Below are 11,858 nucleotides of genomic sequence, written 5' to 3' on the forward strand. Positions count from 1 at the left end.
GGGTGAGCCGGTGCCGGGTGACTACCCCAGCCGCCGCCATGCAGCTCGTGACCACCCCAGCCGCCGCCGTGCGGCGCGGCGTAACCGCCATAGGCGCCGCCGTGCGGCGTGTAGTTACCGCCCCAGCCACCGCCGTGGGGCGTGTAGTTACCGCCCCAGCCACCGCTGTGCGGCGCGCCATAACCGCTGTAGGCGCCACCCCTAAACCGCGTCGGGTTGGCGGGCGGTGCGGGCGCCGGGTGAGCGGGCGCCGGCCGAGCGGGCGCGGTCGGCGCCATGCGCGGCGGCGCGACGCGGGCGGGCCCGCTCGGCACGCGAGCGGGCGCGGCAGACGCCGCACCAGCGGGCACCGCCGAGGCGACGCGTTCAGGAACGACAGGCGCGGCCGGCACATGAGCAGGTGCAGCCCCGGCGGGCACACGAGCGGGCCCGGCCGGCACGCGAGCGGGCGCGGCGGGGACCATGCGCGCCGGCGTCCCGGTGACCACCTGGCCACCCGCGACCTGCATCGCGTTGATCGCGTCGGTGTCCGCGTAGGCGTTGGCGCTGGCCCCCAAGGTCTGGACGAACTGTTCGTGGATCACGCCGGCCTGCGCGCCGATTGCCTGATACATCTGGCCGTAACCGGTGAAGCGTGCCGCTGTCATTGCGGACACCGCGTCGGCTGCGGCGGGCACCACGCCGGTGGTCGGAAACGCGGCGGCCGCATTGGCCGCGCTGACGGCCGCGCCAATCGCCTGTAGCCGGCCGGCGGCAGCGCTGAGCTGCTCCGGCAGTGTGATCACAAACGACATGGGGATTGCTCCTTCTGGCGGGAACCGTGGTGCTGTCCGGGGACGAACTGCGGACACTCTGTCATAAAACTGGAATATATGTCTAGTTCTAAGTCAGAAATTCTTTTTTGGAAGCTCGACGTCCCAGCTCAGGACAGTTTGACCGGCTTTCGGCACCCGGTTACGCTTGTCGGATGCCACGGACGAACGCGGACGGCTGGGGATTGAGGCGCCTTCTCGAGGCGACGCTGAACCGCGACATCACGGTCGAGCAGTTGCGCGACGCCTGTGGCGTCACCAAGGGCCGCTGGTACGGCGAGGCGGGGCGCGCAAACGCCGACGACTTCCCGGACGCCGAGGAGGCCAGGCGCGCGGCCCACGCGTTCGGGCTCAGCGCCACCTGGCTGCAGGTCGAACTCGGCCTCATCACGCTCGCGGACGTGCGCGAGGCCCTAGCCGACCCGGGTTCCGTGGGCCCGTTCCAGGACACCAGTCGACGCCGGGTGTTGCAGTTTCCGACGCCGGACGCTCCCCGCGAGTAGCTGGCGAGCCCGCCGCTAACCGCCGACGGGCGAATGCGCCATCACGGTCGGCTTGAATCCGTAGCGGGGTGGCGCAATGTGGGCCAGACCCCGCCCTCCCCCGGCACCCACCACGGGCAATCCGCCCAACGTGTTCGTGGCCGGTTCGGCGGCCGCGGCGGCTCCGAGGCCGTTGAGGCCCACCGTGACGGGGCTCGCCGCCGGGGCCGCGCCCGCCCAAGACGCCGGCACCGACAATCCCCCGATCGATGCGGCCTTGCCCACCGCTCCCGCGGCGCCGCCGAGGGCGCCCGAAACGGCGCGCGGCAACGTCTCAACAGCAGCCTTCGCGGCGCCCTCCGCCCCCTTCGCGGCCTGGGGCATCATGGCCTGGGCGAGGCCCTGGATGTCTTTGAATGCGGTGGTGAAAAGCCGTGTGGGAGAGATCAATCGGATAAACGTGTCGAAGGGCGTGCTGGCATCCAGCGTCGCCGATCCGGTCAAGCCCTCCAGCACATCGCCGAGCACGCCGCCGACGACGATTCCGTCGCCGTTAGGGGTCGGGGTGACGTCGAGAAGCGACGTCGGTGAGCTTGTCAATCCGGCGAGGCCCCGCAGCGCGGTGGGAATCGCCTGCTCCGCGCCGGTGGCGCCCGCGGCCGCTTGGGCGACCGCGGCGGCCTGGCTTGCCGGCCCGGCCGGGTTGGTCGTGGGCGCCGCGGGGTCGAACGGCGGCAACGTCGACGCAGCCGCCGACGCACCGGCATAGCCGTACATCGCGGAGGCATCCTGAGCCCACATCTCGGCGTACTGCGCCTCAGTGGCCGCTATCGCCGCGGTGTTCTGGCCGAGGAAGTTGGTCGCGAGCAAGGCCATCAACAGCGCCCGATTGGCCGCGATCACCGGCGGAGGCACCGTTTCGGCGAACGCCGCCTCGTAGGCGGCGGCCGCCGTAACGGCCTGGGCCCCGGCCTGTTCCGCCTGTCCGGCGGTGCCGTTCAGCCACGCGACGTGCGGCGCGGCCGCGGAGACCATGGACGCCGCGGCCGGACCATGCCACGGTCCGTCGGTCAGGCCAACGATCAGCGATCCGTAGGAAGACGCGGTGGCCTGCAGCTCGGTGGCGAGTCCGTCCCAGGCCGCCGCGGCCGCCAGCAGCGGCGCCGAGCCGGGCCCGGAATACATCAGCGCCGAATTGATCTCCGGCGGCAGCTGCGCGAAATCCAGCATGAGTCCCCCTCGGTCAGGCGATCGTGGCGGCGTTGGACGCCTCGGTCGCCGCATACGAACCGGCGCTGATGCCAAGCACCGTCGCCAACTGCTCTCGGAGAGTCGCGGCCTGGGCGCTGATCTCCTGATAGAGCCTTGCGTGCGAGGCGAACTGCGCGGCGGTCAGCATCGACACCACGTCCGCGGCGGCGGGAGACACCCCGATGGTCGGGGCTGCCGCGGCGGCATTTCCGGCCCGCACCGCGGCATTGATCGCGTGCAGTTCCGCCGCGGCCGCGGCCATTACGTCGGGATGCGCGACGACTAAAGACATGCTTTCTCCTCAAAAACGCTTCGGTTCAACGGCTTTCAAGACGCTAAGTCAGCTACGGCCGGATATGACAGCTCCAGCGGTGCCAATTCATTGCGGAGTCGATGACTGTTCACTTAGCTGCGTGAATGTGCTGCAACATTGGGTTCTTATATGAAACATGTTGTGAACCAATATGATTGGAGTTGTATATGAATTTCTTGCGATTGCCACGGCGCACGTTATGCTTTGCCGGCCGCGGCTCCTGGAGCGCCGAGCCCCGAGACGCTAGTGTCCACACATGTCGATCGCAAGAAGCGCCCCGTGGTTTGTCCGCCGGTCCATTGCGGTAACCGCCGCCGGATTGGCCGTCGCCACCCTGTCGGCGTGCGACCAGCACAATTCCGCGTCCGCACCGGGCGCAAATCCGCGTCAAGTAACCGTCTTGGGATCGGGGCAAGTCCAAGGCGTCCCGGACACGCTGACCGCCGACGTCGGCATCGAATTCACCGCGCCCGACGTCACCGCCGCGATGAACCAGACCAACGACCGTCAGCAGGCGGTCATCAGCGCGCTGGTCGGCGCCGGGCTCGATCGCAAGGACATCAGCACCACGACGGTCACCCTGGACCCCCAATACAGCGGTGGCACCGCGACCATCACCGGCTACCGCGCCACCAACGCGATCCGGGTCAAGATCCACCCGACCGACGCCGCGTCCCGAATGCTCGCGTTGATCGTGAACACCGGCGGCGACGCGACCCGGATCAGTTCCGTGAGTTACTCCATCGCCGACGACTCGCAACTGGTAAAGGACGCTCGCGCACGGGCATTCAACGATGCCAAGAACCGCGCCGATCAGTACGCGCAGTTGTCGGGGCTGCGGCTGGGCAGGGTGCTGTCCATCTCGGAAGCGCCGGGCGGCGCACCCACGCCCGGGGGTCCGCCGGCGCCGCCTCGCAGCATGGCCGCGGTCCCGCTGGAGCCCGGCCAGCAGACCGTCAGCTTCTCGGTGACCGCGGTGTGGGAGCTCGACTAACGCGGCTACTGGTAGACGCGGGGATCCAGCGTCCCGATATACGACAGGTCGCGGTAGCGCTCGTCGTAATCCAGGCCGTAGCCCACCACGAACTCGTTGGGAATGTCGAAGCCGACGTAGGCGATGTCGACGTTGGCGTGCATCGCGTCGGGCTTACGCAGCAGCGTGCACACCCGAAGCGAGCGCGGATGCCGGGTAGTGAGGTTCCGCGAGAGCCACGACAAGGTGAGGCCGGAGTCGACGACGTCCTCCACGATCAGCACGTCGCGATCGTTGATGTCGCGATCCAGGTCCTTGAGGATCCGCACGACCCCGGACGACGACGTCGAGGACCCGTAGGAGCTGACGGCCATGAATTCGAACTGCGTCGGCACCGGAATCGCGCGGGCCAAATCGGTGACGAAGATCACCGCGCCCTTGAGCACGGTGATCAACAGCAGATCCTGGCCGGTCTGCGCGGCGACGTCGCGGTAGTCGCTGCCGATTTGCTCGCCCAGTTCGCCGATGCGGGCCTGAATCTGCTCGGCGGTGAGCAGCACAGACTTGATATCCCCCGGATACAGGTCTACCGGCTGCGCGGGGGTGATCGCCGAGGAGATCTGGGCCACGCCCACAGCGTGCCACGCCAACGGGCGAACAACCAACGCCAGTCCCGATTTACACAGGCTCGCGTCGCAGCGTCAGGACGCCGTCGTGCCGTCCGGCGATCAACCGCTCACCACGCAACGGGGACCCGACGGCCACCCCGCCCTGCCCCCGCCAGGCGGTGACCAGCGTGTCCACGCCCCTGATCTGCTTGTCCGTCAACCCGGTTGCTCCGCCGCTCAGCAGCCAGCCGCGGATCACCCGCCGTCGAACCGGATCGGGCAGCGCGGCCAGGGCCTGGGCGTGCAGCCCGGCGCCCGCCGTCACCCCGGGCAACGCTTGTGCGGCAAGGGCATCGATCAACTCGGTGTCCGCGCGCAAGGCCGTCGCGGTGCGGGCCAGCGCCTCGGCCACGCCGCCGCCCAGCACCTCCTCCAGCAGCGGCAGCACCTCGAGGCGCAACCGGGTTCGGGTGAAGCGGCGGTCGGTGTTGTGCGGATCCTGCCACGCGGTCAGGCCCAGCTCCTGGCAAGCGGCGTGCGTCACGGCCCGCCGCACCCCCAGCAGCGGTCGGCACCACGGCGGATCGTAGGGACGCATACCGGCGATCGAGCGCGCCCCGGAACCGCGACCCAGGCCCAGCAGCACCGTCTCCGCTTGATCGTCGAGCGTGTGTGCCAGCAGCACCGGCCCCTCGCGGTAAGCCGCCAACGCGGCGTAGCGGGCGGCGCGCGCGGCCGCCTCCGGACCGCCGTCGTTCCCCACCGTCACGCACAGCACCTGTGCATCAACACATCCCAGCGAAATCGCTTGCGCCCGTGCGGTTTCGGCAACGGCGGCCGATTCGGACTGCAAGCCGTGATCCACGATCAGCGCCGTGGTGGGTCGTAGCTGGGCCGCGACGGCGGTGAGCGCCAACGAATCCGGGCCGCCGGACAGCGCGACCCCCCATTGGGTGACCGGATGGGCCTTGGCGAAATCCTCGACAGCTGCGCGCAGCTGCCCTACAGCACCCTGTCGATCCATCGCTGGGGATCTTCGATCTCGGCGGGCAACGGCAGCGTGTCGGGGCCCGACCAGATGGTGTTGAACCGCTCCATCCCGACCTTGCCCACCACGTGGTCGACGAACGCCTTGCCGCGGGTGTATTGGCTGAGTTTGGCATCGAGGCCCAGCAGGGCGCGCAGCAGCCGCTGCAGCGGCGGTTGCTTGCGGTGGCGACGTTCATCGAATCGCTGGCGGATGGTGGCCACCGACGGCACCACCATCGGTCCGACGGCATCCATCACGTGGTCGGCGTGGCCTTCCAGCAGCGTGCCGAGGACCAGGAGCTTATCCAGGGCTTCGCGCTGCGCCTCGGACTGGACGGCGCGCACCAGGCCGAGAATCCCCGACGAGTTGGCGTCCGGTTCCGCGGCGCCGCGGTTGCGGACGAAGTCGGCGAGGCGATTGACCACCTGCCCGACGTCCTCGCCGGCGTCGCGGGTCAGCAAGCCCAGTGCCTGCGACATGTATTCGGACAGCCATGGATTGGCGGTGAACTGAACCCGGTGGGTCACCTCGTGCAGGCATACCCACAACCGGAAGTCGGTGGGCTCGACGCGCAGCTGACGCTCGACGGCGATGACGTTCGGGTACACCAGCAGCAGGCAGCCCTGTTTGGTCCCGGTATTGGTGGCGAACGGGTCATACTGGCCAAGGATCCCGGACGACACGAACGCCAGCACCGCTCCCGTCTGCGCCCCGGTGATCCGGCCGGTGAGGAATCCGCGCGGCTTTTCGCTCCCGTTCGTCATCACGCGCATCGACTCCGCGGCGGCCCGAACCCACTCGGGCCGGTCGACGATTCGCGCCGCGGGCACCGCGCCGTTGGTCACCAGGCCGGTGACGTCGCGCACCGGCGGTTCGGCTTTCGCGGCCGCTGCCGTCAGCTCGTCGATCGCCTGGCGGCGGGTGTAGTCGGTGGCCGGCGGACCCGGCCGGGCCAGCCGGACTCCGACGGTGGCCGCGAATCGCCAGTCGACGGCGGTGCCGAGAGTCAGATCGGACGGCGGGCTCATGCGCACCCGCAGGTCCACAGCTTGCTCGCCAGGGCATCCATCACGTTGCGGCCGTTGGGGCCGGCGGCGTTGGACAGAAACGCGAAGGTGAGCACGCGTCCGCTGCGGTCGGTGAGGACGCCGACCAACGCGTTGATGGCGGTCAACGAGCCGGTCTTGGCCCGCAACCAGCCAGCCGGGCCCTGGTTGGTGGCCGTGTCGAGGAAGCGGTCGGCCAGCGTTCCGCTGCCGCCGGCGATGGGAAGCAGATCCAGTAGCGCCCGCAACGCGGGCTGGTCCGGACCCGCGGCCGCCTGCACCGTGCCGTCGAGGGTCTTGGCCGTCAACCGGTCGTCGACCGATAGCCCGCTGGAATCCATCAGCGCGGCCCCGGTGGTGTCGATGTGTCCGGTGCTCAACCGGTTGGTGATCGCGTCGACCGCACCGGCGAAGCTGCGCGGCCGGTTGATCGCGGCCGCCACCTCGCGGCCGATGCATTCGGCCAGCACGTTGTCGGAGTGGTCCATCATCTCGGACAGCCGCTGGACCAACGGCGCGGACTGCACCACGGCCAGCTGCCGCGCCCCGGACGGCGCCGTGGCGATCGTCACCGCGCCCGGATCCAGGCCGAGGGCCTTGGCCAGCTCCCGTCCCGCATCCAGCGCGGGCGTTCGCGACCGCCGCGAATTGACCGTGCTGGGCTGGATGCGCCCGGCGTCGATCATCACCGATTCGATCGGCGCGATGTCGCCGTTGTCGACATCGGCGGCGTCCCAGCCCTGCGCCATCGTCGGCCCGGTGAACGCCGAGGTGTCCACCTGCACCGCCGTCGGCGTCACCCCGCTGCGGCGGACCTGCTCGACGAGGTCGCTGAGCCGCGGCGAACCCCGGTACCAGGTGGGGACGTCCGGCGGCGCCGCCGACAGCGTCGGATCCCCGGCACCGACGAGCACGATGGGCCCCTGTGCGTTCGGACCTCCGGCGACGACCCGGGTGCTGATCCGGGCCTGCCGATCCAGCGTCAGCAACGCCGCGGCCGCGGTCAGCACCTTGTTGGTCGACGCCGGTACGAAGGGCACGTCGTCGGCCACCTGCCACAGCTCTTTGCCGGTCATCGCGTCGGTGATGCGCCCGCCCAACCGGCCCAGGTTCGGATCGCCCGCCACCGGCGCCAGCGCGGCCGCCACCCCGGGGACGCTTGGTGTTTCGGCCGAGTCGCTGACCGGAACCATTCCCGGCTTGACGACGGGCGGCCGCGGCGGCGGTACCGGAACCCGCCCGCCGCTGCCGCCGTGCCCGCCCGTGGTGAAGAACGTCGCCGCCGCTACCACGGCGGCAACAAACGCCAGCACGGCCAACCCGACGAACACAGGGGTGGATTTCCGCCAGCGAGTAGGACTCATCACTCTCCTGACTGTCTGGTCCCATTCTGCCGAATCGGCCGCATTCCGCTCGACTAGGGTGGACCCGCAACGCACTGACCTACCCAGACTCAAGGAGCCGAGACGGTGCAATTCGACGTGATCATCGAGATCCCGAAAGGCCAGCGGAACAAATACGAGGTCGATCACGAGACGGGACGGGTACGTCTGGACCGCTACCTCTACACGTCGATGGCCTACCCGACCGACTACGGCTTCATCGAGGACACCCTCGGCGAGGACGGCGACCCGCTGGATGCGCTGGTGCTGCTGCCCGAGCCGCTGTTCCCCGGCGTGACGGTGGAGGCGCGGCCGGTCGGCATGTTCCAGATGACCGACGAGGCCGGCGGCGACGACAAGGTGCTGTGCGTCCCGGCCGGCGACCACCGGTGGGATCAGATCCAGGACATCGGGGACGTTCCGTCCTTCGAACTGGACGTAATCAAGCACTTCTTTTCTCAATACAAGGCGCTGGAGCCGGGCAAATACGTCAAGACGGCCAACTGGGTCGGGCGGGCCGAGGCGGAAGCCGAGGTGCAGCGCTCGGTGGAGCGGTTCAAGACCGAAGGGCACTAACGCTGCAGGCGTAACCGCGCACCGATTCTCGGTGGCATCCTGGCGATGTGACGCCGGTTCTGCATTTCGCCTCGAACTTCTGGTGGTTGGTCTTTCCACTGGGCGGCGCGATCGGTGGGGGCCTGCGAGCCCTCGCCGCCGCCAGCGAGCGCCGGGCCGATCGGCGGCTGGAACGGTATCGGCTCAAGCAGCAAGCCAAGATCGCCGTGGCGCAGGCGTCCGGCCGCGCGCGGGACGACGGGGAAAGCGACCGCCGCGCGCTCGCGAAAGTCATTGCGGCACATGACCGCACGGATGCACGGTGGCTGGACTACGAGGTCGACATCGCCAAACTGCTCGACTTCCCGATGATGACCGACATGCGCGCGCCGCTGACCATCGCGTTTCACAAGGCCAAGCGGCGCGCGGACCTGCTGCGGCCGGAGCGGCCCGACGACCTACTCGGCGACCGGGACGCGCAACTGGAATACCGCAACGCCGTCCACGAGTACATCAGCGCGTTCGAGATCGCCGAGGCCGAGGCGATCCGCAGACGCCGCAGCGACTTCTCCGAGGACGAACAGCAGCGGCTGGCGCGCGCCCAGCACCTGCTGGACCTGGCGCAGGACGAGGCGGCCACGCGCGAGGAACGGCAGAGCGCTTATGCGCGGGCGAGCAAGGAACTCGACGGCCTGATCGTGCTGCCGGCCCCGGCGCGCGCCGCCATCGAACGCCGCATCGACGGCCAGATCGAGGCGTAGCTGGCCTGAACAACATCCGCCCCACAAGCCACGGCCGGAAAGGACGGTGGGTTTGCCCGCCTCTGAGCGACAACCCGACCGCGGCGGCAAAGGCCCACTACCCGGCTGCGCGTCGGCATTGTCGCTCAGAGGCGGGCACAACTCCTATCCCCGCCCCGGGGTGAGAGAAGTGGCAGGTGTGACTCACGCAACGGCCCCGGCGCGTGCGACCCTTCGATTGCGCAACACGCTCCAACCCAACGCCGCGCCGATGGAGACGACGCCCACCGACGCGGTGATGACTTCGTGGATCTGGAAGCGCGGCTCGATGGAAAACAGCATGATCACCGCCAGCGCGCCGATCGCCCAGTGCGCGCCGTGTTCCAGGTACACGTACCGATCCAGCGTTTCCTGGTGGACCAAGTAAATGGTGATGGACCGGACGAACATCGAGCCAACCAACCCGAGACCGAGCGCGATCACGATCGGGTCCGAGGTGATCGCGAACGCGCCGGTGACACCGTCGAACGAGAACGCGGCGTCGAGCACCTCGAGATACAAGAACAGCATCAATCCGGCCCTGCCGGTCGCACCGGCCGGCTTGGCATCCGTCGTGGCGGTGTCGACGCTCGACGGCCGGAACGCCCGGCTCAGGCCGTTGACTACCAGATACGTGACCAGGCCCAGCAGCCCGGCCGTCAGCACCGTCGCACGCTCCTCGCTCGAGTGCGTTAGCAGCGTGCCGGCGAGGACCAATGCACCGCCGGCCACCACCACCGACACTTGCCCGAGCCGCCCGATGCGGGCGAACGGGATCTCAATCCACTTGAGCCACTTGATGTCTCGGTCCTGAAACACAAAATCGAGAAACAGCATCAATAGGAACATCCCACCGAAAGCCGCGATCTGGGGGTGGGCCGAGATGATCAGCTTTTCATAGCTGGGTGAGCCGTCGGGAAATTCCAGCGCCCCGTGCGGCGGCGGTTTGAGCGCCAGCTCCATAGCGCGCACCGGGTCGAGTCCGGCGGTCGCCCACACGATGAGCAACGGGAAGATCAGGCGCATACCGAAAACCGCGATCAAGATGCCGAGCGTCAGGAACATCTGGCGCCAAAACGAGCTCATCCGCTTCAGAATCGCGGCGTTGATGATGGCGTTGTCGAACGACAGCGACACCTCGAGCACGGCCAGGACCAGCAACAGAAACAGGGCGTCGAGCCCGCCGTGGGCATACCCGAGCACAAGGGCCGCCACGGTGAGTAACAGCGAGAAACCGAAGATGCGAAGGGCGGCCATGGGTCCTTCCTGCCAGCCGCCCACACTAGCGAAGCCGATTGCCGCCGCCGGCCGTCGGCACCGGCGCACTTACTATTTTCAAATTGTGGCGATGCCCGAGGTCGGCGGTACCCAAGCCTCCACTGGAGCCGGGCCGATCGCGCGCGGCAGCATGGCCCGAGTTGGCACCGCGACCGCGCTCACCGCGCTGTGCGGCTATGCGGTGATCTACCTGGCCGCTCGTGACCTGGCTCCGAGCGGCTTCTCGGTTTTTGGGGTGTTCTGGGGGGCGTTCGGGCTGGTCTCCGGGGCCGCCAACGGCCTGCTGCAGGAAACCACCCGCGAAGTCCGCTCGACGCGCTACATCGACGTGCTGCCCGACCCGGGCGGATCGCGCACCCATCCGCTGCGCGTCGCCGCGATGGTCGGCGTCGCCGCCGCCGTCGTGATCGCCGGGAGCTCGCTGCTGTGGAGCGGTCGGGTCTTCGTCGAGGCGCGCTGGCTATCGGTCGTGCTGCTCAGCGTCGGCCTCGCCGGGTTTTGCCTGCACGCCACCCTGTTGGGCATGCTGGCCGGCACCGACCAGTGGACCCACTACGGGGCGTTGATGGTGACCGACGCCGTCATCCGCGTCGCCGTCGCGGCGGCGACGTTCGTCATCGGCTGGGGCCTGGGCGGATTCCTGTGGGCCACCGTCGCCGGCTCGGTGGCCTGGCTGATCATGCTGGTGGCGTCGCCCGCCGCGCGCGCGACCGCCCGCATGCTGACGCCGGGCAGCACCGCGACGTTCCTGAGGGGCGCCGCCCATTCCATCACCGCGGCCGGCGCGAGCGCGATTCTGGTGATGGGATTCCCGGTGTTGCTGAAGCTGACGTCGAATGAGCTTGGGGCACAAGGCGGAGTGATCATTCTGGCCGTGACGCTGACCCGGGCGCCGCTGCTGGTGCCGCTGACCGCCATGCAAGGCAACCTGATCGCTCATTTCGTCGACCAGCGCACCGAGCGGCTTCGGGCGCTCGTCGTGCCGGCGGCGATCATCGGCGGCATCGGCGCGATCGGGGTAGTGGCCGCGGGCGTCGTGGGGCCGTGGCTGCTGCGGGTCGCGTTCGGCCCGCAGTACGACGCCGGCAGCGCGCTGCTGGCGTGGCTGACCGGCGCCGCCGTGGCGATCGCGATCCTGACGCTGACCGGAGCGGCAGCCGTGGCGGCCGCGCTGCACCGCGCGTACTCGCTGGGGTGGGTCGGTGCCACGGTGGCGTCGGGACTGCTGCTGCTGTTGCCGCTGCCGCTGGAGACCCGCACCGTGGTCGGCTTGCTGTGTGGTCCGTTGGCGGGAATCGGCGTCCATCTGGTGGCGCTGGGGCGCGCCGGGCGCCTAACCGGCTGATCCT

Annotated in this window: 12 protein-coding genes and 1 pseudogene; 5 read left to right on the forward strand and 8 right to left on the reverse strand. The window is 69.2% G+C overall.

The features are described from left to right. Nucleotides 1-509 precede the first annotated feature (509 nt). Nucleotides 510-794 (reverse strand): annotated as a pseudogene (locus ACQI5H_RS21025) (PE family protein); the annotation flags it as partial. Between the two features lie 173 nt (nucleotides 795-967). On the opposite strand from ACQI5H_RS21025, the gene ACQI5H_RS21030 reads away from it, so the two are divergent. Then, nucleotides 968-1,315 carry a hypothetical protein gene (locus tag ACQI5H_RS21030; RefSeq protein WP_427081234.1) on the forward strand — a complete coding sequence of 116 codons (348 nt, stop codon included), beginning with the start codon at nucleotides 968-970 and terminating at the stop codon, nucleotides 1,313-1,315. 15 nt (nucleotides 1,316-1,330) lie between these two features. On the opposite strand, the gene ACQI5H_RS21035 is transcribed toward ACQI5H_RS21030, so the two are convergent. Both ACQI5H_RS21035 and ACQI5H_RS21040 read right to left on the reverse strand, forming a co-directional pair. Beyond that, the gene (locus ACQI5H_RS21035; protein ID WP_427081235.1) at nucleotides 1,331-2,524 is read right to left on the reverse strand and encodes a PPE family protein; all 1,194 of its coding nucleotides are present in this window, start codon (nucleotides 2,522-2,524) and stop codon (nucleotides 1,331-1,333) included. A gap of 13 nt (nucleotides 2,525-2,537) precedes the next feature. Beyond that, nucleotides 2,538-2,837, reverse strand: coding sequence for a PE family protein (locus ACQI5H_RS21040; RefSeq protein ID WP_427081236.1), 300 nt, complete (start codon nucleotides 2,835-2,837; stop codon nucleotides 2,538-2,540). Nucleotides 2,838-3,114: 277 nt separating this feature from the next. Here ACQI5H_RS21040 and ACQI5H_RS21045 point away from each other — a divergent pair, with 277 nt between their 5' ends. Then, nucleotides 3,115-3,852: an SIMPL domain-containing protein gene (locus ACQI5H_RS21045; protein WP_427081237.1), complete on the forward strand. Its 738-nt coding sequence runs from the start codon at nucleotides 3,115-3,117 to the stop codon at nucleotides 3,850-3,852. 5 nt (nucleotides 3,853-3,857) lie between these two features. Here the strand turns inward: ACQI5H_RS21045 and hpt are convergent, their stop codons facing one another. From hpt to dacB, 4 genes are read right to left on the reverse strand one after another with little or no spacing between them, the layout of a single operon-like run. Next, entirely contained in the window at nucleotides 3,858-4,466 is a 609-nt protein-coding gene (gene hpt / locus ACQI5H_RS21050; RefSeq protein WP_076114835.1) for a hypoxanthine phosphoribosyltransferase, read from the reverse strand. 43 nt (nucleotides 4,467-4,509) lie between these two features. Then, nucleotides 4,510-5,463, reverse strand: a complete 954-nt coding sequence (gene tilS / locus ACQI5H_RS21055) for a tRNA lysidine(34) synthetase TilS (RefSeq protein WP_427081238.1) — start codon at nucleotides 5,461-5,463, stop codon at nucleotides 4,510-4,512. Further along, nucleotides 5,442-6,497: a zinc-dependent metalloprotease gene (locus ACQI5H_RS21060; protein WP_427081239.1), complete on the reverse strand. Its 1,056-nt coding sequence runs from the start codon at nucleotides 6,495-6,497 to the stop codon at nucleotides 5,442-5,444. The genes tilS and ACQI5H_RS21060 overlap by 22 nt, the downstream gene beginning before the upstream one ends. Next, on the reverse strand, nucleotides 6,494-7,879 hold the full coding sequence (gene dacB, locus ACQI5H_RS21065; RefSeq protein WP_427081240.1) for a D-alanyl-D-alanine carboxypeptidase/D-alanyl-D-alanine endopeptidase: 1,386 nt from the start codon (nucleotides 7,877-7,879) through the stop codon (nucleotides 6,494-6,496). The genes ACQI5H_RS21060 and dacB overlap by 4 nt, the downstream gene beginning before the upstream one ends. Before the next feature lie 105 nt (nucleotides 7,880-7,984). Here dacB and ACQI5H_RS21070 point away from each other — a divergent pair, with 105 nt between their 5' ends. Beyond that, nucleotides 7,985-8,473: an inorganic diphosphatase gene (locus tag ACQI5H_RS21070; RefSeq protein WP_427081241.1), complete on the forward strand. Its 489-nt coding sequence runs from the start codon at nucleotides 7,985-7,987 to the stop codon at nucleotides 8,471-8,473. 47 nt (nucleotides 8,474-8,520) lie between these two features. Next, a complete protein-coding gene (locus tag ACQI5H_RS21075) occupies nucleotides 8,521-9,213 on the forward strand; it encodes a hypothetical protein (protein ID WP_427081242.1) in 693 nt (230 codons plus the stop codon). 183 nt (nucleotides 9,214-9,396) lie between these two features. Here ACQI5H_RS21075 and ACQI5H_RS21080 read toward each other — a convergent pair whose 3' ends face one another. Then, nucleotides 9,397-10,488: a DUF475 domain-containing protein gene (locus ACQI5H_RS21080; protein ID WP_427081243.1), complete on the reverse strand. Its 1,092-nt coding sequence runs from the start codon at nucleotides 10,486-10,488 to the stop codon at nucleotides 9,397-9,399. Between the two features lie 91 nt (nucleotides 10,489-10,579). On the opposite strand from ACQI5H_RS21080, the gene ACQI5H_RS21085 reads away from it, so the two are divergent. After that, nucleotides 10,580-11,854 carry a hypothetical protein gene (locus tag ACQI5H_RS21085; RefSeq protein ID WP_427081298.1) on the forward strand — a complete coding sequence of 425 codons (1,275 nt, stop codon included), beginning with the start codon at nucleotides 10,580-10,582 and terminating at the stop codon, nucleotides 11,852-11,854. The last annotated feature ends 4 nt before the right edge of the window (nucleotides 11,855-11,858 follow it).

It is taken from the genome of Mycobacterium heidelbergense (genome assembly GCF_050205645.1).
Classification (GTDB): Bacteria; Actinomycetota; Actinomycetes; order Mycobacteriales; family Mycobacteriaceae; genus Mycobacterium; species Mycobacterium heidelbergense_A.

Excerpts from the sequence above, each read along its gene's own strand:
- dacB (WP_427081240.1), bottom strand. The coding sequence starts at position 7,879 with ATGAGTCCTACTCGCTGGCGGAAATCCACCCCTGTGTTCGTCGGGTTG.
- ACQI5H_RS21060 (WP_427081239.1), bottom strand. The coding sequence starts at position 6,497 with ATGAGCCCGCCGTCCGATCTGACTCTCGGCACCGCCGTCGACTGGCGA.
- tilS (WP_427081238.1), bottom strand. The coding sequence starts at position 5,463 with ATGGATCGACAGGGTGCTGTAGGGCAGCTGCGCGCAGCTGTCGAGGAT.
- ACQI5H_RS21080 (WP_427081243.1), bottom strand. The coding sequence starts at position 10,488 with ATGGCCGCCCTTCGCATCTTCGGTTTCTCGCTGTTACTCACCGTGGCG.
- ACQI5H_RS21085 (WP_427081298.1), top strand. The coding sequence starts at position 10,580 with ATGCCCGAGGTCGGCGGTACCCAAGCCTCCACTGGAGCCGGGCCGATC.
- ACQI5H_RS21045 (WP_427081237.1), top strand. The coding sequence starts at position 3,115 with ATGTCGATCGCAAGAAGCGCCCCGTGGTTTGTCCGCCGGTCCATTGCG.
- ACQI5H_RS21035 (WP_427081235.1), bottom strand. The coding sequence starts at position 2,524 with ATGCTGGATTTCGCGCAGCTGCCGCCGGAGATCAATTCGGCGCTGATG.
- ACQI5H_RS21040 (WP_427081236.1), bottom strand. The coding sequence starts at position 2,837 with ATGTCTTTAGTCGTCGCGCATCCCGACGTAATGGCCGCGGCCGCGGCG.
- ACQI5H_RS21030 (WP_427081234.1), top strand. The coding sequence starts at position 968 with ATGCCACGGACGAACGCGGACGGCTGGGGATTGAGGCGCCTTCTCGAG.